At 54.8% G+C, this 22,845-nt stretch carries 24 protein-coding genes; 5 read left to right on the forward strand and 19 right to left on the reverse strand.

What is annotated here, in order from left to right:
- Positions 1–113 precede the first annotated feature (113 nt).
- The 4 genes from GSQ62_RS15645 to GSQ62_RS15660 form a co-directional block, all read right to left on the reverse strand.
- The gene (locus GSQ62_RS15645) at positions 114–587 is read right to left on the reverse strand and encodes a hypothetical protein (protein WP_161890373.1); all 474 of its coding nucleotides are present in this window, start codon (positions 585–587) and stop codon (positions 114–116) included.
- A gap of 55 nt (positions 588–642) precedes the next feature.
- The gene (locus tag GSQ62_RS15650) at positions 643–1,518 is read right to left on the reverse strand and encodes a UbiA family prenyltransferase (RefSeq protein WP_161890374.1); all 876 of its coding nucleotides are present in this window, start codon (positions 1,516–1,518) and stop codon (positions 643–645) included.
- 123 nt (positions 1,519–1,641) lie between these two features.
- Entirely contained in the window at positions 1,642–2,427 is a 786-nt protein-coding gene (locus GSQ62_RS15655) for a class I SAM-dependent methyltransferase (RefSeq protein ID WP_161890375.1), read from the reverse strand.
- Between the two features lie 114 nt (positions 2,428–2,541).
- A complete protein-coding gene (locus GSQ62_RS15660) occupies positions 2,542–3,048 on the reverse strand; it encodes a hypothetical protein (protein WP_161890376.1) in 507 nt (168 codons plus the stop codon).
- A gap of 193 nt (positions 3,049–3,241) precedes the next feature.
- On the opposite strand from GSQ62_RS15660, the gene GSQ62_RS15665 reads away from it, so the two are divergent.
- Positions 3,242–5,572, forward strand: coding sequence for a penicillin-binding protein 1A (locus GSQ62_RS15665; protein WP_161890377.1), 2,331 nt, complete (start codon positions 3,242–3,244; stop codon positions 5,570–5,572).
- Positions 5,573–5,739: 167 nt separating this feature from the next.
- Here the strand turns inward: GSQ62_RS15665 and GSQ62_RS15670 are convergent, their stop codons facing one another.
- The 6 genes from GSQ62_RS15670 to GSQ62_RS15695 all read right to left on the reverse strand — a co-directional run bounded on the left by GSQ62_RS15670 (position 5,740) and on the right by GSQ62_RS15695 (position 9,195).
- Complete coding sequence (locus GSQ62_RS15670) at positions 5,740–6,159, reverse strand: putative toxin-antitoxin system toxin component, PIN family (RefSeq protein WP_161890378.1); 420 nt, start codon at positions 6,157–6,159, stop codon at positions 5,740–5,742.
- Entirely contained in the window at positions 6,140–6,370 is a 231-nt protein-coding gene (locus GSQ62_RS15675) for a hypothetical protein (RefSeq protein ID WP_161890379.1), read from the reverse strand. Before GSQ62_RS15675 ends, GSQ62_RS15670 begins: the two co-directional genes overlap by 20 nt.
- A 211-nt stretch (positions 6,371–6,581) precedes the next feature.
- Positions 6,582–6,833, reverse strand: coding sequence for a hypothetical protein (locus tag GSQ62_RS20695; protein ID WP_202621792.1), 252 nt, complete (start codon positions 6,831–6,833; stop codon positions 6,582–6,584).
- A gap of 255 nt (positions 6,834–7,088) precedes the next feature.
- Positions 7,089–8,006, reverse strand: coding sequence for a TIGR01777 family oxidoreductase (locus GSQ62_RS15685; protein WP_161890380.1), 918 nt, complete (start codon positions 8,004–8,006; stop codon positions 7,089–7,091).
- A gap of 114 nt (positions 8,007–8,120) precedes the next feature.
- Entirely contained in the window at positions 8,121–8,825 is a 705-nt protein-coding gene (gene folE / locus GSQ62_RS15690) for a GTP cyclohydrolase I FolE (protein ID WP_202621793.1), read from the reverse strand.
- A complete protein-coding gene (locus tag GSQ62_RS15695) occupies positions 8,788–9,195 on the reverse strand; it encodes a 6-pyruvoyl trahydropterin synthase family protein (protein WP_161890381.1) in 408 nt (135 codons plus the stop codon). The genes folE and GSQ62_RS15695 overlap by 38 nt, the downstream gene beginning before the upstream one ends.
- A 216-nt stretch (positions 9,196–9,411) precedes the next feature.
- Between GSQ62_RS15695 and GSQ62_RS15700 the strand changes: the two genes are divergently transcribed.
- Positions 9,412–10,110: a coiled-coil domain-containing protein gene (locus GSQ62_RS15700; protein WP_161890382.1), complete on the forward strand. Its 699-nt coding sequence runs from the start codon at positions 9,412–9,414 to the stop codon at positions 10,108–10,110.
- A gap of 255 nt (positions 10,111–10,365) precedes the next feature.
- Here the strand turns inward: GSQ62_RS15700 and GSQ62_RS15705 are convergent, their stop codons facing one another.
- The 9 genes from GSQ62_RS15705 to GSQ62_RS15745 all read right to left on the reverse strand — a co-directional run bounded on the left by GSQ62_RS15705 (position 10,366) and on the right by GSQ62_RS15745 (position 19,067).
- Positions 10,366–10,950, reverse strand: a complete 585-nt coding sequence (locus tag GSQ62_RS15705; RefSeq protein WP_161890383.1) for an inorganic diphosphatase — start codon at positions 10,948–10,950, stop codon at positions 10,366–10,368.
- A 160-nt stretch (positions 10,951–11,110) separates the two neighbouring features.
- Positions 11,111–11,467 (reverse strand): 50S ribosomal protein L19, encoded by a 357-nt coding sequence (rplS, locus tag GSQ62_RS15710; protein WP_161890384.1) that lies wholly within the window; start codon positions 11,465–11,467, stop codon positions 11,111–11,113.
- A 129-nt stretch (positions 11,468–11,596) separates the two neighbouring features.
- Complete coding sequence (gene trmD / locus GSQ62_RS15715) at positions 11,597–12,274, reverse strand: tRNA (guanosine(37)-N1)-methyltransferase TrmD (protein ID WP_161890385.1); 678 nt, start codon at positions 12,272–12,274, stop codon at positions 11,597–11,599.
- Positions 12,274–12,855: a ribosome maturation factor RimM gene (rimM, locus tag GSQ62_RS15720; RefSeq protein WP_161890386.1), complete on the reverse strand. Its 582-nt coding sequence runs from the start codon at positions 12,853–12,855 to the stop codon at positions 12,274–12,276. The genes trmD and rimM overlap by 1 nt, the downstream gene beginning before the upstream one ends.
- Before the next feature lie 11 nt (positions 12,856–12,866).
- A complete protein-coding gene (locus tag GSQ62_RS15725; protein ID WP_161890387.1) occupies positions 12,867–13,418 on the reverse strand; it encodes a 30S ribosomal protein S16 in 552 nt (183 codons plus the stop codon).
- Between the two features lie 418 nt (positions 13,419–13,836).
- Positions 13,837–14,613: an acyl-CoA desaturase gene (locus tag GSQ62_RS15730; protein WP_161890388.1), complete on the reverse strand. Its 777-nt coding sequence runs from the start codon at positions 14,611–14,613 to the stop codon at positions 13,837–13,839.
- 167 nt (positions 14,614–14,780) lie between these two features.
- Positions 14,781–15,449, reverse strand: coding sequence for an RluA family pseudouridine synthase (locus tag GSQ62_RS15735; protein ID WP_161890389.1), 669 nt, complete (start codon positions 15,447–15,449; stop codon positions 14,781–14,783).
- A 15-nt stretch (positions 15,450–15,464) separates the two neighbouring features.
- Entirely contained in the window at positions 15,465–16,283 is an 819-nt protein-coding gene (gene panB, locus GSQ62_RS15740) for a 3-methyl-2-oxobutanoate hydroxymethyltransferase (protein WP_161890390.1), read from the reverse strand.
- 75 nt (positions 16,284–16,358) lie between these two features.
- A complete protein-coding gene (locus GSQ62_RS15745; RefSeq protein WP_161890391.1) occupies positions 16,359–19,067 on the reverse strand; it encodes a putative LPS assembly protein LptD in 2,709 nt (902 codons plus the stop codon).
- A 72-nt stretch (positions 19,068–19,139) separates the two neighbouring features.
- Between GSQ62_RS15745 and GSQ62_RS15750 the strand changes: the two genes are divergently transcribed.
- The 3 genes from GSQ62_RS15750 (at position 19,140) to GSQ62_RS15760 (ending at position 22,755) form a co-directional block, all read left to right on the forward strand.
- Entirely contained in the window at positions 19,140–19,922 is a 783-nt protein-coding gene (locus GSQ62_RS15750; protein ID WP_161890392.1) for an N-acetylmuramoyl-L-alanine amidase family protein, read from the forward strand.
- Positions 19,923–19,941: 19 nt separating this feature from the next.
- Positions 19,942–21,030, forward strand: a complete 1,089-nt coding sequence (locus GSQ62_RS15755) for an MlaD family protein (RefSeq protein WP_161890393.1) — start codon at positions 19,942–19,944, stop codon at positions 21,028–21,030.
- A 96-nt stretch (positions 21,031–21,126) separates the two neighbouring features.
- Positions 21,127–22,755 carry an acyl-CoA carboxylase subunit beta gene (locus GSQ62_RS15760; protein WP_161890394.1) on the forward strand — a complete coding sequence of 543 codons (1,629 nt, stop codon included), beginning with the start codon at positions 21,127–21,129 and terminating at the stop codon, positions 22,753–22,755.
- Positions 22,756–22,845 lie beyond the last annotated feature (90 nt).

Here is a 22,845-nt window from a genome sequence, read left to right on the forward strand (position 1 = left end):
AGATGAGTCTTGGACAAGGAGGGGCAGTTGAATATATAGGCATTACCCAATAGAGAATACATTACTGCCCACTATCTAACTCTCTAATTTTCTGACTTTCTAACTCTTTTAACTCACTGCCAGAAAGCGTAGTCCGGCTGCTGGAGCAGATACACGGTGTACGTCATGACCAGGCCGAATACCATATGGGCGAATATGAGCGTGATGAGGTAGGTCTTCAGGGCAAGGAGCGGCGGTTTCGGGTGTACCATAAAGAAGAAATACCAGATCACCATGGCGATGATGCCGTGCCCAAGCCCTAAAAGTAAACCCCAGGAGGCAGTCAGCAGGCCCACCCCCGAATCCCAGAGCGCCAGGTAGAAGAGCGCAAAGAAAATGCCCACGGCATAGTGCGCCACCGTGCCCACCGCCTTGGTGCTGACGGCATCCGAGAGGCCTCCGTCCGGTTGCGTGCGAAACAGCACCATAGTGCCCAGTATCTTTATCACCTTCATTACCCGGTGCGTGGCGTACGAAAGCAGGTACAGAAAAGCCGTCATGGCGGCGGTGGCGGCCAGTCCGCCGAGAATTGCGTGCAGAAGTTTCATAGGGAGCGCATTGTTTTGCCTGTATACGAGACATCGCTCCTATATATAGCAGGCGTTACAAATAGGCGCGCACCACCATCATGATAATGAAAGCCGTGCTGATGCTGAGCGAGGAGATTTTGTTCATCTGCATGGTGTTTTCGTAGTTCACCTCCCGCGGGTCATGCTGCGACCGCAGCACCCAGCCCGCAAAAAAATAAACGACCGGAGCCGTGCAAATCAGGAAGATATATATGTTCCGTACCTGATCGGTTGTAAAATAAAGATAAAGCAGCAAGGCTGTGCCCAAAAGCAGGCTGGCAGCGGCAAACAGGTAGGTGCCTTTGATGCCTAAAATGAGGCTCAGCGTGCGGTCGCCGCGCTGTCGGTCCTCGCTGTGCTGGTAAATCTGGGTGAGGGGGTAGGAGCCGCAGAGAAAGAGCGTGCTGACGAGGGCAAATCCAATATAGGGCAGTTGCAGCACCTCCGCCGGCGCGAAGCCAATGCCCACCAGCACCATCACAAAAGTAAAGGCTCCCTGGAAAAAAGTGACGACAAAGGTGCTGAGGATGGGGTGTTTTTTCAGCCGAATGCCTTCGTAGCTATATGCCTTCGACACGAGCAGGTACAGCGTCACCAGAGCCCCGAACAGCGGCGACAGCAGCATGCCCAGCCCCACGGCCAGCACATCGAACAGCAACACAAGGTGCATGAGCTGCCGCGTCACTTTGGGCGGTTGCTTCAAACCGCCGATGCTGCCCTCGTCGCGGTCGTAGTAGGAGTTGTAGCCGTTGCTGGCCGGGTACGCCAGCAGGTGCAGGATCAGGAACACCGCCACTGCCCGCCACACCGCATAACCGGTCACCGCGCTCAGCGCAAACCAGAAAATCGGCATCAGGTACACCGAAAACGGAATCCGCATCAGCGTCAGGGCGCTTCTGTAGCTATTCATTTATCATTTACCAACTAACATTTATCATACAGCTCAGGAGCGCTTAGTAAGTAGATTCTATATGGCAGGAGCCTTGCTCAAAAATCGACCGAATCAGACCTATACTGATTCAATCATTCAAAATTACTCCTCCGCGTACCCGATGAGGTAAATCACGTGCTTACCCGGGCGTGTGCCAGCTTTGCCGGTTCGCCATATATACCGCGGGGAGTCTATGTCCTGTACCATGCGCTGCAGCATCTCGGGGGTATAGATGCGGAGCAGCGAAACCGTGCCGTCCCATATAATGCCCAGCGGAATAAGCGGGACGAGGTACGTGAAAAAAAGCCTGCTGAGACGGAACGGCCGGATAAAGGGCGTCACCAGGAAGATGATGACCGGGAAGGCCGTCCAGAGCAGCAGCACCTCCAGCCAGCTCTTGCTCGCTCCTTCAAATACACCGATGGCTGCCTTGTCGTGGGCCGCGCGCTGTAAGATGGCCTTCGCCACGGCAGGCGGGAAGTGGTGGAACGAGGAAAAAATGGTGCGCACGCCGGTGATATGTGCGGGCACAGCCGTGGCGTCCACAGGTTCGGGTATATAATCCAGGGCACCGCCGGAAGTTTGCTGCAGGTATATATAGGAAGCGATGTTTGGGTAGAGATCGGTGAGGGTAATATGGATGGTGGTGCCCATGCGCTGGCTCAACTCACGCTGCACCACGCCGATGCCGCCCCCGGCTCCGGAGCACAGGTCGGTGATATGGCGCTGCTGCGTGCGCTCCAACAGCTCCTGCAGCAAGGGCAGGGCAGCCTCGTAAGCGCTCAGCTTCGAAATCATGAAACGCAGGAAATCGAGCATCCCTTGGCGGATGACGTGCGGAAACCACCGCTGGTCTTCTAACTCGAAAAGCTGGAGGCGTAGGTTCAAAGGTCTGGCTTTATATGCCATACCACCCCGCCGCCCGAAAGGTTGCTCCGGTGCCGCAAACCGCACTTACAACAAGGTTTATATATATGGTATGGCCCAGCCTCTGTCATCAACCTAACGGAGATACCCGTCCCTGCCCGCGCCTACCTTCAGGCCGTCGCCGGTGTTGCTGAACAGCTGCCAGTACTCTTCCGCGGGCTCCTGCGGGTCAGGGGAGACGGTGAGGGTGCTGTGGTCGGTGAAGTAAATGGTGAAGCCATAGTAGGCAGCCTCCTCCACCCGCTTCACCACCAAAGCAGGCATGCGCTTCACCAGTTGCAGCAGCCGCTGGTCTCGGTAGCTGGAGCCGGGCACTTTCCAGTCCCACACCGGCGACGGCAAGCCAGCTTCGCGCTTGCGTATATATACCTCGCTGTGCCGGATGGCGTCACCGCCCGGCTGCTGCAACTGCCAGGGGCAGTTCAGGGCCAGCGTTATTTCGCCCACATCCAGGATCAGCCCCTGCGGGGTGGTGTAGCGGGTGCTTCCGAAATGGAAGAACTGCACCAGCCCGTTGCGGGTGGTTTTGGTGAGCGGCAGGCCGGGTAGTCGGTCAAACTCCTGTGTGGCTGATGCTGGCATATGGCAAGGGTATGGGGTGCTGGCGGATGGCGCAAAGATAGGCACCGCCCGTAAAAGAACAGGCCTTTTGCCGAACGTTTACTAAGTTTTGAACCTTTAAATCGCGGTTGTTGTGTACAAAAGGTATATTTGCAGTCGTTCTGGAACGGGCGCAAACGTGAATTTAACAAGGGTGTCCTCTATTTGATAAAGCATGCTGCAAGAGCGAGAAGTAGTAGAAAAGCCAAAGAAACCCATCCATAAAAGCATTATTCGGTTTGTCTGGAAGTGCCTGTTTATAGGCGTCGCATTTGTGGTGGGCTACTTGCTAAGCGTGGACAACAACGTGTTTTACCTCTTCGGCGCCTCCCCAAGCCTGGACAAACTGGAGAACCCGCGCTCTGACCAGGCCTCGGAGCTATATACCGCCGACGGGCAGTTGATAGGCAAGTACTTTCAGGAGAACCGCAGCCCCGTAAGCTACGACAGCGTGTCGCCAATGCTGATCAAGGCGCTCATCGCCACAGAAGACGCGCGCTTTTACGAACACTCCGGCATTGACCCGGCCGCCATCGCCTCGGCTGTATATGGCGCGCTGCAGGGCGATGCCCGCGGCGCCAGCACCATCACGCAGCAGCTCGCCAAAAACCTCTACAAAACCCGCACCAACGAATCGAAAGGGGTGCTGGGGCATATACCGGTGGCTGACTTGGTCATCTCCAAAACCAAGGAGTGGCTGACGGCCATCAAGCTGGAGCAGCGCTACACCAAGCAGGAGATTCTGGCGATGTACCTCAACACCGTCGATTTCGGCTCCAACTCCTTCGGTATCAAGGTCGCCTCCAAAACCTTCTTCGGCACCCCGCCTGATAGCCTGAAAACTGAGGAGGCGGCCGTGCTGGTGGGGCTCCTGAAAGCGCCGACCTATTACAGTCCGCGCTTCAACCCTGAAAACGCCACCCGCCGCCGCAACACGGTGCTGGCACAGCTGGCCAAGTACAACTATATATCCCCGGCAAAGGCCGACTCGCTGAGCCAACTGCCGCTGGTGCTGGACTACAGTGTGGAAAACCATTACGATGGCCCTGCCACGTACTTCCGGGGGGCGGTGGCCGACTACCTGCAGGAGTGGACGAAGCAGAACGGCTACGACCTGTACCGCGACGGCCTGAAGATATACACCACCATCGATTCCCGGATGCAGGCGCACGCCGAGGAGGCTATGGAGGAGCACATGCGCAAGCTGCAGCGCCGCTTCGACAACCACTGGGAAGGCAAAAACCCCTGGGTGGATGAGGACAACCGCGAGATTCCCGGTTTCATAGAGGAGACCATCAAGCGCACCTCCTATTACCAGCGGCTGAAGGATAAATACGGCAAGGACACAGCCGCCATCAACAAAGAACTGCACACGCCGCGCGAGATGATGGTGTTTACCTGGGACAACGACTCGCTGGAAAAGAAAGTGACCATGAGCCCCCTGGACTCGCTGGCCTACTACAAGCACTTCCTGCACGGCGGCATGATGACCATGGACCCTTTCTCCGGGCATATAAAGGCCTGGGTGGGCGGCATCAACTTCAAGTATTTTAAGTACGACCACGTGAAACAGGCGCGCCGGCAGCCGGGCTCTACCTTCAAGCCATTTGTGTACGTGGCCGCCATCGACAACGGCTACTCGCCCTGCGACAAAGTGGTGGACAAGCGCGTGACCATCAACTACGTGGAGAACGGGGAAGCCAAAAGCTGGTCGCCCACCAATGCTGACTGGGAGTATACCGGTGCCCCCATGACGCTGCGCCGCGCCATGGGCAAGTCTGTGAACTCCGTAACGGCACAACTCACCGAGCTGGTGGGGTGGGAGACCGTGGTGAAGTATGCGCACCGCCTTGGCATTACGAGTCCGCTGGATGCGGTCCCGTCCATTGGCCTGGGGCCGAGCGATGTGTCTGTATACGACATGGTGGCGGCGTACAGCACCTTCCCAAACCAGGGATTCTACACGGAGCCCATGTTCATTACCCGCATCGAAGACCGTAACGGCAACCTGATACACCAGTTTGTGCCGAAGCAGAAGAAGGTGCTGAGCGAAGAGACCGCTTTCCTGATGATGCACATGCTGAAGGGCGGCATGGAGGAGCCGGGGGGCACCTCCCAGGCCCTGTGGGAGTACGACCTCTGGAAGAAAGGAAACGAGATTGGCGGCAAAACCGGCACCACCTCCAACCACTCCGACGGCTGGTATATGGGCGTGACAAAAGACCTGGTGACGGGTATATGGGTGGGCGGCGAAGACCGCAGCATTCACTTCCGCACCTCACAGTTGGGCGAGGGCTCTAAAACCGCGCTGCCGGTGTTCGGGCTATATATGGAGAAGATATACGAGGACGAGGAACTGGGCTACACCATGGGCCGCTTCCCAAAACCCACTGTCGACATCAGCAAAGAGTATAACTGTACCACCGTGCTGCCCAAGCAAACCCTGCCCGACTCCACGCAGCTGGACTCCGTGCTGGAACTGCTGAATACGGGTAATATTCTGTAGCAGGTCTGCCCGGGTCAGGGTATATATAAATAATGGAAAGGCGCAATTAGTTTATTTAACTGCGATAGCCAACCTGTATGTCAACACGAGGTAGTGGCACAGTATTTTAACAGTATCAGATAGAGTGGCTTATAATGCTCCTTAGCTTTTGTTAGGGATAGTGCTTTTTACTTTGGCTGATAGTTTTCCCAATACTCTTTTGGCGTTACAATTTTGGTCCTTTTATATTTGCCCATCGTAAAATCGTTGGAATTACCTGTAATCAGGTAATTAGCTTTACTTTCTTCCGCAAGTTCTAAAAGCCTGTTATCAGGTTGGTCGCTTATGATAGATAATTTTGTTTTAGGATAAAATTTCACGGCTTTTGTCTCGACAGTAGCTAAAACAGTTTGCGCCGCGTTTATAAAATCCAGATACTTCGAAAATTTTTTACGATTCAGGACTTCATAGTATTCCGATATGAGTTCATCAGAAATACAAAGCATAATCTTGTCTTCAATGAAAAGCTCGTTTATGATTAGGTAAGGAAAACTCCGTTGGATAAGTGCTGATACTAAAACATTGGTGTCAAGAATTATTCTTTGCATTCTTTCTTACAGCATTTACTTCCTTTGTTATATCTTTCACAGTCAGTTTAGAAAGGCCATATTTCTCCGCAAGCGCAATACTTTTACCTAAATTCTGTCGCATTAATTCTTTGCTTACTATTTCTACGAAGTCGGAAAAACTTAATTTATCCGCCTTTATTCCAAACTTATTATACTCAAGGTCAGATATCGAAATACTTAGTGTTCTCATAAGTTCCTTTTAACAATATTAAAATACGAATTTTATTTGATTCCATTTTAAGATTCAGCTTTGTATATAATGGTTATTATATAAAGCGTAGCATCCCGAAGGGTGATATGATTTATGTACCTTGTTGTGTTTTCATTTTATTCAGTTTCAAACACTTGTCCATTTAGGGTGTGAGTGCAACAATCACAGAATGGAGCCAAGTCTTTCGCTTTCAACTTAGGATTTGATAGCTGTAATTTTCCATCATCATCAATGAACATTCCTGAGACATAGGTGGATTCTCCAACTCTGAAAAATCTTTTCTATCCTCTTCATTCAGAGCGACTACCCAGTATATAGGTTCCAGTTCATCCAACCGAGATTTTGCTTCGTTTACGACGTCCTCCCAATCTTTCCCAACTTTTGATAATAGAAATCTGAAAAGAGGGGCATAGTCAAGTCCTCTTTCTTTTTTACCGTGCATAGAACCTTTGGTTTGCTAAAGTGTCTCCCGCTTTTTGTTTCTGGAATCTTTGAAATCACCACCGAAATTATGACGAACACCCCTTGCTCTTGTATTTACCTTTCTAAATAAGGGTGTTTTGTCTCTATTCATTTCGTTTTTCTAAATGAAATACAACTACTGTATATACGTAACTGTGAGGTCCTCTGCACTATATATGAAGCAAGCAAAGAAGTTAAATCAAACAGCCCCTCGTTTATATATGTAGCCGTTTCCTCAATCCTTCTCCTCCTTATAGAAAGACGCCAGTGCCTCTCCCAGATAGTTGTACTCAAAGGTGAAGCCTGTTTGCAGCACCTTGTTGGCGCTTACGCGCAGGCTCGACAGCACCACCTCGCTCATCTCGCCCATCACCAGGTTCAGCGCGAAGGCAGGCACCTTGGGCAGCACCAGCGGGCGCTTTATGACCTCGGCCAGCGCCTGCGTAAACGCCTTGTTGGTGACGGGGTGCGGCGCCACGGCATTATATACTCCATGAAACTGCGGGTCTTCAATGGCCCTGATAAACAGGCGGCAGGCATCGTCTATATGAATCCACGACATGTACTGCTTGCCGGAGCCGAGCGTGGCGCCCGCCATCAGCTTCACGGGCCGCGCCAGTTGGGGCAGCGCGCCGCCCTTTGTGCTGAGCACGATGCCCAGGCGCAGGATAACGGTGCGCAGGTTCAGGTCGTGCATCTGCCAGGCTGAGGCCTCCCAGGCTTTGCACACCTCCGCCAGGTAGTCGTCGCCGGTGGTGTTCTCTTCTGAAATCAGCCGGTCGCCGGAGTCGCCGTACACGTTGATGCCCGAGACAGACACGAAACCCTTCACGTGGTGCTCCGAATCGCTCAGGCACTTGTAGAGCAGGTTAGCGCTTTTCACGCGGCTGTCAATTATCTCCTTCTTGCGCTCCTCTGTCCATTTCTCGGAGGAGAGGCTGGCTCCTGCCAGATGCACGATGTAGTCGGCGTAGGTGATGGCGTTCTCGTCTATATAGCCTTGCTTCACGTCCCACCTGAAGGTTTTGTACTTCGACACCTTGTCAGGATTGCGGCTCAGGTGGGCCACCTCATAGCCCTGGTCGATGAGCATTTCGGAGAGGCGCATGCCAATTAAGCCCGAACCACCTGTAATTAAAATTTTACCAGACATAGCTGTTGTTGAAAATGATGAGGCATAGAACTATCTTATACGCAATACAGGTATATTTGAGTTTTCTAATATCTATTAGGGAAAAATTAAGCGAGTCAGTGGCGCGCTAACCTCTTACTTATTCGTGCGGATGTGCCCCAGGAACTCGTTGCGGTACTGGTCCTGGTCGAAGAGGCCGGAATACTCAGCCGTAATGGTGCTACTGCTCACGTCGTTCACGCCACGGCTCATCACGCACAGGTGGTCGGCCTCTATCATCACGGCCACATTCTCCGTTTTCAGGGACTCCTTCAGTTCATTGGCGATCTGCATCGTCATGCGCTCCTGCACCTGCGGGCGGCGGGCATAGTAATGCACAATGCGGTTCAGTTTCGATAAGCCTATCACGTGCTCATTGGGTATATAGGCCACATGGGCTTTGCCGATGATGGGCACGAAATGGTGTTCGCAGTAAGAGTACACGGTAATATCGCGCTCTACCAGCATTTTGCTGTACTTGTACTTGTTCTCGAAGCGCCGCGCTGTGGGCTTGTTGCCAGGGTCCAGGCCGGAGAAGATTTCCTTCACAAACATTTTGGCCACCCGGTGAGGGGTGCCTTTCAGGCTGTCGTCCGTCAGGTCGAGGCCCAGCGTGTGCATGATTCCATGGAAGTGGCCTTCAATGATGGCGATTTTCTCCTCGTTGGTCAGGGTAAAGGCGTCGGGGCGCATGGGGGTGTCCAGAGAGCTCATCACATGGTCGTCCATCGCTTCCTCGTCCGGAGTTATATCTAGCTTGTGGTTATCCATGGTATTCCACAAAGTTTCTTTCTGTTTCATAAAGTGTTACGGCTAAATCGTAGTCGGGGCTAATTTTACTCCGGAGCTTCTCCCATATCACCACCGCGATGTTCTCTGCCGTCGGGTTCAGGTGCCTGAATTCGGGAGTGTCGAGGTTCAGGTTTTTATGATCGAACCTGTCCAGTATCTCCTGCTTTATCAGGTCGCTCAGTTTTTTCAGGTCGTACACATAGCCGGTTTCGGGGTCAACGGTGCCGGTGATCCTCACATAGAGTTCGTAGTTGTGCCCGTGGTAGTTGGGGTTGTTGCACAAGCCAAAAACGGCATTGTTTTTCTCATCGGTCCAGGCCGGGTTGTGCAGCCTGTGCGCGGCGTTGAAATGCTCTTTCCGGCTAACGGTTACTTTCATAGGGTATAGAACAGCTACGGTGGCAGGATTGTTTGGCTCCCGGCAGCATCATCCAAATCTGCGAAAGCTGCAAGTTCGCAAAGTTAATGTACCCACCACGATTCCCAAATCAAATCAGGGTGAAATTAATCTGGCACCAGCCCGCTGTTTCTCACCCTGATTCTCTACTTTAGTGAACGGAAATTTGCTTAAACAGTGCAATTAAAATCGCGACAAATGAGAGGAATTTTACTCGGGGTGCTTCTGATGGTAAGTGGCTTCTGCCAGGCGCAGGTGGTGCAGGTGGTGGAGAAGGAGCAGGAGGTAAACGGCGTCATCCGGCGCGGGCAGCAGCTTTCGGTGGAGCTGGACCCTAAAACGGTGGAGAAATCCTGGAAGGCCTATCTCAGCGAGAAAGCAGGAAAGGTGAAAAGCAGCAAGGGTCTCTTTACCGTGGAGGGTGCCCAGATCGATACCATTTCCGATGCGCCCATGCGAGTGATTTCCATGGTCGGTAGCAGTGCCCAGGGCAGCAGCGTGTGGTGGAGCCTGGACATGGGCGTGGCTTATATAGACAAAGACGCCACCCCGGAGGAGTATGCCGCCTCCGAAAAGTTTCTGCGCGGCTTTGCCCGCAAAGTGTACCGCGAAGACGTGCTGCGCCAGATAAACAAGGCAGAAGACGTGCTTCGCGCCACCAAATCGGAGCAGGACCGGGTGGTGAAGGAGGCAAACAGCATCCAGCAGAGCATCGACAAGAACAGGCAGCGCCGGAAAGACCTGGAGGCGGAACTGGCGCACAATGCCGAGGAACTGAAGCAACTGGAGCTAAGTGTGCAGCACAACGCCAGGCAGCAGGAAATCAGCCGGCAGCAGGTGCAGGATATGGAGAAGTCAGTGGAGGAGGTGCGGGCAAAGCTGAGGGATATAAAATAGCAGCGCCTTACATAAGGGGCAGGATTTGTAAAGAATTCATTTGGCAATAAATGTGAGCTAACTGCGCCGCAATTTCATGTCTGTCATCCTGTAAGGATCTCGGTAGAAGAGAGGTTCTACCGTAGTCATTCATGGATAAGCGGTTGCGGCTGGCCCACAAGATCCTTCCAGGATGACAGAATAATGTAAGCTAATTCTGTACTTGTAGTTATAAGAAACACCTGAGCAGGAACAGGCAGCCGTCGTCTTGTGTATCTACAGCCTCATCCAGCGCTGGATCTCCTTTTCGGCGAACCGCTCGTCGCGCCAGCCCACGAAGTTGGTATTGGCGGCGGGGTTGGCGTTGGCAAACCATTCCTCCAGAATCTTCTTTACCGCCGGGTATTCCACGCTGAGGGCCCTGTAGTTCGTGGCCTCGATATGGCGCTCGCTCGGCCTGGCGGGCACGGCCACCACGATGTGCTGCAATTCCCCGTCCGTTTCCAACTGCATCAGCCCTACCGGCAGCACCTCGGCCACTGTGCCCGTTTCCAGCCGCTCCGACAGCACCAGCACCTCCAGCCCTTTGCCATTCCTGTTGATCTCGGTGGAGGGAATGAAGCCGAGGTTGGCGGGGTAGGGCAGAAACTGGACTACCCGGTCCTGTCCCGCCATTATATCGTTTACAAACGCCTTCTGCTCCTGGTCATATATAAGTCTGTGGTTGCTGCCCGCAGGCGTCTCGATGACCGCCTGCAACTGCTCGTTGCCCGTGTAAGTAGGCAGCTCCGCATAGTCTGTTTTGCAGGAGACGAGCAGCAGCGCCAGTAAGGTGAGGTAAGGAGTTATATATGATTTCATAGGCCTTGGCTTCAGGAAGTGCAAAGATAGGCAGCCCGCACGGTAGGGGAAAGCGTTGCGGCAAAGGGGCGCTCCAAAAGTGCGGGAACAAAAAAGAGGAGCCGGTTTTGGTCGGCTCCTCTTTCACTAAAACTATGGTAATTTATGAAAACAGGTTTCTTTATCTTCTCTCTTTGATACGAGCCGCTTTGCCCTGCAGGCCTCTCAGGTAGTACAGGCGCGCCCTTCTCACCTTACCTTTTCTAATCACGTCGATTTGCTCGATGGCTGGTGAAAGAAGCGGGAAAATACGCTCAAGTCCGATTTGGTTGGATACTTTTCTCACAGTAAAGGTCTCACCGTTTGTGTTCACGTTCTTACGCTGAATCACCACGCCCTGGAACTGCTGGATACGCTCTTTGTTACCCTCACGGATTCGCACGTGTACGTTAATCGTATCACCTGCCTGGAAGGAAGGGAAAGAGGCGCGCTTGTCAGTAGATTCCTGCTCTATGAATTTGATTAATAATTCGCTCATGATGGCTATGTTCTTAAAGTATCTTCTTCAAATTTCGGATTGCAAAGATATGTAATTATTTCTTACATAAGAATTTTTGCAGAAAAAAAATATGATGCCCGGGTCTGGCCTGCCAGGTATATATAGCGCTCAGTCGTTCAGCAGGTCGGGGCGGCGCTGCCTGGTGCGCTCCACCGCCTGCTCAAAGCGCCACGCGTCTATTTTAGGGCCATCGCCCGAAAGCAGTATCTCCGGCACCTGCATTCCTTTATAATCAGCCGGGCGGGTATACACAGGCGGGGCCAGCAGCCCATCCTGAAAAGAGTCCGTCAGCGCCGACGACTCGTCGTTCAGCACCCCCGGAATGATGCGGATAACGGCATCTGCCAGCACTGCCGCGCCCAACTCCCCACCCGACAGCACATAATCGCCGATGCTGATTTCGTGGGTGATGTAATGCCGCCGCACGCGCTCGTCCACGCCCTTGTAGTGGCCGCATAGGATGATGACGTTCTGCAGCAGCGAAAACTGATTGACGGTTTGCTGGTTCAGCGTCTGCCCGTCGGGCGTCATATAGATGATGGCGTCGTAGGGGCGCTCGGCCTTCAGGTCAGTCAGGAGGCGGTCGATGGGCTCAATCATCATCACCATACCGGCCCCGCCGCCGAAGGCGTAGTCGTCTATCTGGCCGTGCTTGTTCACGGCATATTGGCGCAGGTCGTGGATGTGGATATCCACCAGTCCTTTCTGCTGCGCACGCTTCACAATAGAGTGGCTGAAGGGGCTGTCCAGCAGATCGGGCTGGCAACTGATGATGTCAAAGCGCATTATTTGTCCTCCTCCGCGTCCTCGTCGAGGTCGTCGGCTTCGTCGGGGCTGGCAGGTTGGGTATATACTTCAAGCAGGCCCTCGGGCAGCTTCACGTGCAGTTGTTTTGCGTCGTGGTCGGCGCGCAGCACAATCTCGTCCATCACCGGCACCAGCATCTCCTGGTTCATATAGTCCATGGCCATCAGTTGCTGCTGCGGCATGTCGTAGAAGTCTTTGACCGTGCCGAGGGGGCCGTGGTTTTGGTCGATCACCTGGTACCCGATCACCTCATGGAAGTAAAACTGGTCTTCTTCCAGTTCCGGCAGTTCGTCGAGAGGCAGGTATATGGCCGTGTTGCGCAGTGTTTCGGCCTGTTCGATGGTGTTTATGTCCTCGAACTTGATGATGAAGCGGCCTTTCTGCACCGGCTCCATCAAGGCTATAAAAAAAGGAATCAGCCTTCCTTTTTGCTCAAGGAAAACTGATTCCAGATCTTCATAATCCTCGGGGTAGTCTACGTCGAAAAATGCGACGACCTGCCCCTTGGTGCCATGGGTTTTGACGATATAGCCTAATTGGAAGCAGTCATCAATGTTCATGGCAGTAGTATTTATGCTTGCTCTTCCGGTGCAGCTTCGCCTTCGGCAGCAGGTGCCTCCGGAGCTTCTTCTGCGGCAGGAGCAGGGGCGTTGGCGGCGGCCTTCTCAGCCTCACGCTGACGGATAGCCTCGGCACGGGCCTCTTTCACTTTTGTCTCAGCATCGAGAGCAGCTTTTTTGGCGGCTTCTTTCGCAGTGCCAACGTTCTGGCGCTTGCTATCGATCTTAGCCTGCTTGGCTTCTTTCCACTCTGTCAGGCGGGAGTCGGCAGTTTCCTGTGTGATAGCGCCTTTGATCACCCCGATCTGCAGGTGCCTTCTGTAAAGCACGCCGGTGTAGGACAGCATGGCTTTCACCGTGTCGGTCGGCTGCGCGCCGTTCATCAACCACTGGAACGCCTTGTCTTCGCTGAAGTCGATAGACGCGGGGTTGGTGTTGGGGTTGTAGGTGCCCAGCTTCTCAATGAACTTCCCGTCGCGCGGGGATCTTGCATCTGCTACCACGATGTCGTAGATAGCTGCTTTCTTGCGGCCTCTGCGGGCCAGTCTGATTTTTACTGCCATTTTATGTATAAAATTTACGTCGGTGGAACCCGTCCACCAGTATAGAACCGCAAAGGTATGAATTTATACTTTATAAGTATACAAAATTGTAAGATTATATATGAGGCGGATGCGCCATGATTTCAACTTCGTAGGGCAGGCCATATATCATATATAAGGGGGCGCAGGAGAAGAAAGGGCCGGATATATAAAAAGCCCTTCGCACAGCGAAGGGCTTTTTATATATGTTCTATTTATATATACTCTATATGGGCGGAATAAGAACCTGCTTTTTCGTGCTTCGCAGTCCGGAAGCCCGCTGCCTGGGATTTATATATACGCGGACTTCCCAATCCGCTTCAGCCATTGTTCCGAATTAAGAAATCCGGGACAGCAGCTGGCATTGGCGTTATATATGGCCTGTTTATATATAGCCTGCTTAGGCGGCAGCCTGTGATTTTGATCGGGGTGTTGCCTTCAGTTTTACTTTCACCGGCTTCAGCTTGATGATATGGAGCTTGTTGAGTGTCCAGATAACCGGCCAGGTCGGGTCCACTTCCCACCACTTCACTCCGAAGTTGACGCGGTTAGGCAGCTTGTGGTGGTTGTTCTGGAACAACTCGCCGCCCGTCAGGAAGTCGAAGAAAAGCGAGTTGCGGGATTTGTCGTTATTGTCGAAGTTCTGATAGCCGTACTTGTGGCCGCTCCAGTTCACGATAGCGCCATGTATCGGTCCCATCAGGAAATGGAGGGGCAGCAGCAGGAACATCCACCACTGCGTGGCAAAGGCGATGTAAAACAGCACGTAGCCCACGCCCCAGCCAATGCGGGAGAAGTAGGAGTCGCCCACCCGCTCCAGCGCCGGCCATACCGGGTAATCGCCCTCGAAGCGGCGCTCCGGCTCCACGCGCTTGTGCAGCACGTTGTTATATATCTCCTTGGTTTTCCACATCATCGTGAACGCGTTGTTCGAGAAGTGCGGTGAGTGCGGGTCACGCTCCGTATCGGAGAAAGCGTGGTGCATGCGGTGCAGGATTGCGTAGGCGCGCGGCGACAGGAAAGAAGATCCCTGTGCTATATAAGTCAGCAGGTAAAAGGCTTTCTCCCAGAAAGGGTTCATGGTGAACATTTTATGGGCGGCGTAACGGTGCAGGTAAAAGGTCTGCACGAAAAGTGACAGGTACCAGTGCACCACAAAAAATATGAGTATAGGCATGAGCGTAAGGAATGATGACAGATAGCTTCTAATACAGAGCGGGGCTGATTGCCGTAACCGTGCCACGCGTTCTCGCAAATTTACAACACGATTCGAAAGTTAAATAGAGATGGCGGGGTAAAAGTTCAGAAAGTGACTAAAATCATCTTCTTAGCGCATGGGTGCAGCTACCGGAATGGGCCCCATGCAGCGTTTTGCGGCGGCGGGGCGCTCACCGTTACCTGCGTTTTGAGGGTGGGGTGCTCGAACTGCAGCTGGCGGGCATGCAGGGCGATGCTTTTGTCGGGCAGCGGCTGCGGCGCACCGTATTTCAGGTCACCGAGGATGGGGCAGCGCATGGAGGCAAGCTGTACCCGTATCTGGTGCGACCTGCCGGTGATGGGGTTCACCTCCAGCAGGTAACAGCCCTGCTGGGCCTGCAGCAGCCTGTAGTGGAGTTCGGAGCGCTGGCCGCTCCTGTTTTCTTTGGCGTAGGCCTTGGTGATGTTCCTGGAGCTGTCCTTGACAAGCCAGTGTACGAGTGTGCCCTCTTCCTGCGGCGGCCTGCGCTGCACCACCGCCCAGTAGGTCTTCTGCGTTTTTCTGCTCCGGAACAGCTCATTCAGCCGGGCCAGGGCCTTGGAGGTTTTGGCGAGCAGCACCACACCGCTCACGGGCCGGTCCAGGCGGTGTACTACGCCCACAAACACATTGCCGGGCTTGTTGTACTTCTCCTTTATATAGGCTTTGGCCATGTCCGCCAGCGTGGTGTCGCCGGTCTCGTCGCCGTGTACCAGCAGGCCCGCCGGTTTGTTCACCGCCAGCACATGGTTGTCCTCATACAGCACTTCGAGCATTTAATTTCTAATTGATCAATACGCTTCCTTTTCGTTCGGGAAGTCGAGGCTTTTGACGTCTTTGATGTAGTTAGTGACGGCGTCCGTCATGATGCTGTGCAGGTCGGCGTAGCGGCGCAGGAAGCGGGGCTTGAACTCTTTGTTGATGCCCAGCATGTCGTGTACCACCAGCACCTGCCCGTCCACGTGCGGCCCGGCGCCTATGCCGATGATGGGGATGGTGAGCGCCTCTGCCACGCGCCTGGCAAGCTCCGAGGGGATTTTCTCCAGCACAATGGCGAAGCAGCCCAGGTCCTGCAGCAGTTGCGCATCGTCTATCAGCTTCTGCGCCTCGGCATCCTCCTTGGCGCGCACCGTGTACGTGCCGAATTTATATATAGACTGCGGCGTGAGCCCCAGGTGGCCCATCACCGGCACGCCGGCGCTCAGGATGCGGGTAACGGACTCCTTTATCTCGGCGCCGCCTTCCAGCTTGATGCCGTGCGCCCCCGACTCCTTCATGATGCGGATGGCCGAGCGCAGCGCCTCGGACGAATTACCCTGGTAAGAGCCAAAGGGCATGTCCACCACCACAAAGGCCCGGCTCACGCCCCGCACCACCGACGAGGCGTGGTAGATCATCTGGTCCAGCGTGATGGGCAGCGTGGTTTCGTGGCCCGCCATCACGTTAGAGGCCGAGTCGCCCACCAGCAGCACATCGGTGCCCGCCGCATCCAGGATGGAGGCCATCGAGAAATCATATGCCGTGAGCATCGATATTTTCTCGCCGCGCTCCTTCATGTTCTGCAGCTGGTGCGTGGTTATTTTCTTCAGGTCGCTTTTATGAACAGACATGGTTGTATCGGTTAGGAGCTGCAAAGCTATAAAATCCGCAAACAAAAACAGCCACATGGGCTGTGGCTGTTTCGCTTACCGGTTCCATCCGGACCTGCGCTTGGTCAGTTTCAGGTCCTGCAGCAGCGCCGAGCGGGCCTGGATGGTGAGGTTGTAGCCCCGCTGCAGGCCGAACGGAATCCAGCTGATGCTCATGTCCCAGCAGTGCAGGTCGCGGGTGATGTTGACGGTGGCGTAGGAGATGTTCTGGCTGGTGAAGTCGTAGGTGCCGTTATAGGACACCTGCCATTTCTCTGTGATGCCCAGCGTGCCGTTTATCCCCATTGTCCGGTCCACCCTGGCCGGGGAAGCGAGCGAGTTGCTGGGCGAGTAATACATGGTGAAATCGAGCGCGAGAGTCCACGGAATCTTGAAGTCGATATACTCGGGCAGCAGCGGGGTTTCGTCGCGCTGCAGCATGGGCAGGTTGGTGGGGCCTGTCTCATCGGTTTTCCGGGCGTTCGGATTCAGGTTGGCCCGCAGGTTCAGGTTGGCGTTCGTCAGCCTGGCCAGCCGCAGGTGCTGCGGGTCGAAGTAATACTCGTTTACCCTCCTGCCGACGCCGGTGTCGCTGTACTCCAGCTTGTAGGGGTCGAAGCTGGAGCTGAACGTGACGTCCAGGAACTTGAACAGGCGCGTGCTCATGGTGAGGCGGATAGGGGCCAGGTTGAAGGAGTCGGCGGCAAAGTCGTAGCCGGAGCTTATCCGCAGGTTGTCAATCAGGCTTACCTTCTCAAACTGGTTTTCTGCAGTGGCGCTGTCGGATTTGGAGCGCACCTTCATCTCAATGTTGTTGTCGATGGAGAAGCCCAGGGCGCTGCTGAGCGACATGCCCGGCGCCCCTGTCCGGAAGCGGGAGAGCGTTTGCACCCGCGCCTCGTTCGTGGCCGGGTTCACGCCTGTCAGCACATCCTGATAGAAGCCAAAGCGGCCATCGCTGAAGTCGGGGCGGTAGCTGTAGCTGATGCTGGGCCTGATCAGGTGGCGGATGGCCTCCACGCGCTTGCCTTTTATATAGGCCGTGCCATATATGGTGGTGCTGAGCGAGGCGCCGGCCGAGTACTGGTACACCCTCCCGAAGCCGGTGGTGTCGACATCCACTTTCTGCGAGTCGGGGTCGAAGCGGTAGGTGTACTTCTCGTCGAGCCAGGTCTCGCCGTAGCTGACGCTCGGGGAGAAGTTGAAGAAGCGGAATACCTTATAGTTGCCCAGGCCGATGCTGAGGTTGTGGGTAGCCTCCTGCTTGCCGTTTTTCCAGAGATCCGCCAGGTTGTCGAAACCCACTTCCAGCGTGGTGTCTTGCCGGGTCTCCCCGATGATGCCGTTTACCCCGCTGAGCCGTCGGGCAGGCACCCGGTTGCTCACCTCGTTGCGGGCGCGCAGGCTGTACCCGATGGTGAAGTTCTCGTACCACGCGCCAGTGGCAGGCGCATTGCTGAAGAGCTCATACAGGCTCACCGTCGACATGCTCAGGCTCATGTCGGGCAGCACGAAGTCCATCGAGCCTGTCACGGTGTTCTGCGACTGCCGGGCGCTCACGGTGTAGCTGAAAGGCGAGTTCGGGATGGTCTTCTGATAAGAAACCTGCGAGCTGAAAGACGGCGACAGGTAATTGGCGGAGTTGGTATAGTTCAGGCGCTGGTGCAACTGGCTGCCGGCGTTTACGCTGGCCGTGAAGCGGCCGCGGCCCGGCTTCTGCACGGGCGTGTGCGACCACCGGATCCAGAACGTGCGCTGCGACTCCGGCAGGATGTCATATAAATTTTCCGAGGTAGACCTGGCACGCTCCACATCCGCCTCGTCATTTTTGAAGTAGTCGTAGGTGATGCCTATCGAGCCCCGGTAATCATAACGGTTCACATAATCCGTCTGAGTGTCTATGTTATAGCCGCCCAGCGAGTAAATGTCGCCGCGCACCGTGGTGCCTATATAGTCGTTCCAGGCAAAGTAATAGCCGAGCCCGCTCAGATAAAAGCCCCGTGCCCTGCTCTCCCCAAAAGTCGGCACCTGTATGCCCGAGGCCCGCTTCTGGTTTTTGGGCGTCGGGAACAGCCCGAACAGAAAGCCCAGGGGCGTCGGGATGTCCCCAATCACGAGGTTGAAGGGGCCGGTCATCACCTTGCTGTTGGGGATAACCTTGAATTTCTCGGAACTGATGTAGAAGTGCGGGTGGGCCAGGTCGCAGGTGGTGTAACGGGAGTGAAGCCCGTAAAACTCTTCCTTCTCGTTTCGTTTCACCACCTCAGCGTGTATATAGCCCTCTCCCTGCCGTGTAACCACCTCGGATATGCGCCCCCGCCGGGTTTTGTAGTTGTAGGCTATTTTCTTGGCTTCGTAGGTCTGGCTGGCGTCCGTGAACACGGGCACGCCCAACTCCTTGCCCGTGGAGTCCGGGAGCCAGGTCGCCGTCACCAGGTTGGTCTCGTAGTTTAGCTCGATATAGGCTGCCTCCAAGGACACGTCGCCGTAATTGATTTTGGCGTCGCCGTACAGGTGTACGACCTCCCGGTCCACCTCGAACTGGATGGAGTCTCTGGCCGAGTATTTGATAGTGGTCTCAATGTCGCCGCCGGGGGCGGGGACAGCGACAGAATCCTGCGTGGCGGAGACGGCGGCGGTGTCCTGTGGGGCGGGTACGGTGTCCTGCGGGGCAACCGGCGCCTGCTCCGTCGTCTGGCCCACTGCCGCCGGGGGTGAGAGAAAGGTAAACGGCAGGAGCAGCAGGAAAATTAAAAAGTGTCGCAAATCTTCAGTGTTCCCTAAAAGTTTACTTATTTTGTACAAAGTTATTGTTTAACTTTTTAACTAACGAAGGTTGTGAAAAATATTGTTGCTGTCCCGTTTCTCGCTGTCGTTTTGCTGCTCTGTACCTCCGGAAAGCTTGAGTTCAGAAGGGACTACAAAGTGCGCACGGTGGTGATAGACGCCGGGCACGGGGGGAAGGATGTGGGGTGCAACGGTAAACACTCGCAGGAGGCGGACGTGGCGCTGAGCCTGGCGCTGCAGGTGGGCAAACTGATACAGGAGAACCTGCCCGACGTGAAAGTGATATATACCCGCAAGGAAGACAAGTTTGTGGAGCTGATAGACCGCGCGGGCATCGCCAACAAGAACGACGCCGACCTTTTTATCTCCATCCACTTGAATTCAGGCCCCCCAGCTGCCTACGGCACAGAAACATACACCATGGGTATCCAGAAGTCGGAGGGCAACCTGCTGGTGGCCAAGCGCGAGAACTCGGTGGTGCTGCAGGAGGAGAACTACAAAGAAAACTACAACGGCTTCGACCCGAACTCCCCGCAGAGCCATATCCTGTTCACGCTGCACCAGAGCGCCTACATCGACAACAGCCTGAGCTTCGCCAGCAAAGTGGAGGAGGAGTTCAGTACCCGGGTGGGACGCAAGAGCCGGGGCGTGAAGCAGGCGCCTTTTCTGGTGCTCTGGAAGTCCTTCATGCCCAGCGTGCTGATAGAGTGCGGCTTCCTCACCAATCCCACAGAAGAGAAATTCCTTAACGATAAAACGGGACAGACGTATATGGCATCAGGTATATACCGGGCCTTCAAAGAGTACAAAAAGGAGTTGGAGGTCATGAACTGATGCACTAAGCCCCCCTTACGTGAAAATATCCAAGGAAATAAAAGTTGCCCTGCTGGGTATCGTGGCCATTGCGCTGCTGTACTTTGGCTTTATGTTTCTCAAAGGTTCGGACATCTTCTCCGACACCCGCACCTACTACGTGATGTATGACGACGTGGACGGCCTTGCCCTGTCTAACCCCGTGGTGCTGAACGGCATACAAGTTGGGTCGGTGCAGAATATGAAGCTGAAGCCGGAAATGGGAAACCAGATCATGGTGGAGCTGGACGTGATGGAGGAAATACAGGTGGGGGACTCGACGATAGCGGCACTGTCCAACTCCGGCCTGCTGGGCAGCAAGGCCATTGTGCTGTACCTGGGCAACAGCACCAAGGTTTTTGATGGCGGCGAAAAGCTGATCGCCTACAAAGAGAGCAGCCTTTCGGAGCTCATCACCACCAAAACGGTGCCCATCATTGACAAAGTGGACACGACCCTGGCCCGGGTGAACAGGCTGCTGGAGAGCGAGGCCAAGGGGAACGTGCAGGACATACTGGCCAACACCAAGGCGACTACCGCCGCCATCAACGAGATTCTGCGCGCCAACCAGGAGAACGTCAACCAGATAACCTCCAATATCAACGCCCTGACAGCCTCACTGGTGAAGACAGAGCAAAACATAAACAAACTGGCGCTGAACATGGCGCAGATTACAGACACCCTGAAGCAGGTGGAGATTACAGAACTGGTGCGGAACACAAACGACGCCGTGGCCGAACTGGAAGCAGCGGCCACCAAGCTGAACTCCGGTCAGGGCTCCCTTGGCATGCTGATGAACGACGAGGCGCTCTACGAGAACCTGAACCGCTCTACGGCGGCGCTGGAGGCGCTGCTGCGCGATGTGCAGGCCTATCCGAAACGGTATGTGCAGTTCTCGCTGCTCGGCCGCAAAGACGAGTACAAAGTGGATGCAACAGGCCGCGTGGTATCCCTTGAAGAGGTGAAGGAGATGCAGGAACTGCACCCCGGGGAGTTCAGGACGGTGCCGGACACGGTGTATGTGCCTGTGCCGGTGCAAGGCAGCGGAAGTTCTGCGACACCCGCCACCGAAATAGACTCTCTCAAGTAGCCTGAAGTCCTATATGGCATAGCCTTATATATAAAATCCGCTTACAGGGCGGATTTTTCTTTTTACCATCCGACCCACCTATCCAAAAAAGCTTGTATGGATATCGAATTCAACAAAAACGAAGATGCCCTGAAGCAACTGGTCTACCAACTGAAGGCAAAACTGAAGAACGTATATGCGGGGGGAGGGGAGAAGCGCATCCGGAAAGAGCACGAAAAGGGGAAAATGACGGCGCGTGAGCGCATCAGCTACCTGCTCGACGAGGGGGCGGAGTTTCTCGAGGTGGGAGCCCTTGCTGGCGAAGGCATGTACGAAGAAGTGGGCGGCTGCCCGGGCGGCGGCGTGATTACCGGCATCGGCTATATACAGGGCCGCCAGTGCGTGGTGGTGGCCAACGACGCCACGGTAAAGGCGGGGGCCTGGTTCCCTATCACGGCCAAGAAGAACCTGCGGGCGCAGGAAATCGCCATGGAGAACAAACTGCCCATCGTGTACCTGGTGGACAGTGCCGGGGTGTTTCTGCCCATGCAGGACGAGATTTTCCCGGATAAAGAGCACTTCGGGCGCATGTTCCGAAACAACGCCGTGATGAGTGCGATGGGCATTGTGCAGATTGCCGCCATCATGGGCAGTTGTGTGGCAGGCGGCGCGTACCTGCCCATCATGAGCGACGAGGCGCTGATTGTGGAAGGAACGGGCTCCGTATTCCTGGCGGGCTCCTACCTCGTGAAGTCGGCTATCGGCGAAACCATCGACAACGAGACGCTGGGCGGCGCCGCCACGCACTCCGAGATATCCGGCGTGACCGACTACAAGTGCAAAAATGACCAGGAGGCGCTGGACCATATCCGCAACCTCTTCGATAAGATGGGCGACAACCCGAAGGCCGGCTTCAACCGTGCCGCGCCTGCTGCCCCGAAACTGACTGAGCAGGATATATATGGCCTGCTGCCCGCTGACCGCGTGAAGCCCTACGATATGATGGACATCATCTCCAGATTGGCGGACAACTCCTTGTTTGAGCCATACAAAGACTTATATGGCCAGACGCTGATCTGCGGCCTCGCCCGCATCGACGGCTGGTCGGTGGGCATTGTGGCCAACCAGCGCAAAATTGTGAAGAGCAAAAAAGGCGAAATGCAGATGGGCGGCGTTATATATTCCGACTCCGCCGACAAGGCCGCCCGCTTTATCATGAACTGCAACCAGAAGAAGATTCCGCTGGTGTTTCTGCAGGATGTGTCCGGGTTTATGGTGGGCAGCAAGGCCGAGCACGGCGGCATCATAAAAGACGGTGCCAAGATGGTGAGCGCCATGGCCAACTCGGTGGTGCCCAAGTTTACGATACTTATAGGCAACAGCTACGGGGCGGGCAACTACGCCATGTGCGGCAAAGCTTACGACCCGCGGCTTATATATGCCTGGCCCACGGCCCAACTGGCCGTGATGAGCGGGGCCGCGGCCGCCAACACGCTGCTGCAGATACAGGTGTCGTCACTGAAAGCCAGGGGCGAGGAGATAACACCCGAAGCCGAAAAAGAACTGCTGGAACGCATCACCAGCAAATATAACGAAGAGCTGTCGCCGTACTACGCGGCCGCCCGCCTATGGGTGGACGGTATCATCGATCCGCTGGAGACGCGCAAGGTTATATCCATAGGCATCGAGGCGGCCAACCACGCCCCCATCGAGAAGCCGTACAGCGTGGGTGTGATACAGACGTGATAAAAATTCAGAATTATGAATTAGAAATTACAAATGGGGGTTTATTTAAGAAGATATTAAACTGCCGTGGGTTCCCACCATTCTAATTTA

The sequence above is a fragment of the Pontibacter russatus genome, assembly GCF_009931655.1.
In the GTDB taxonomy this organism is placed as follows: Bacteria; Bacteroidota; Bacteroidia; order Cytophagales; family Hymenobacteraceae; genus Pontibacter; species Pontibacter russatus.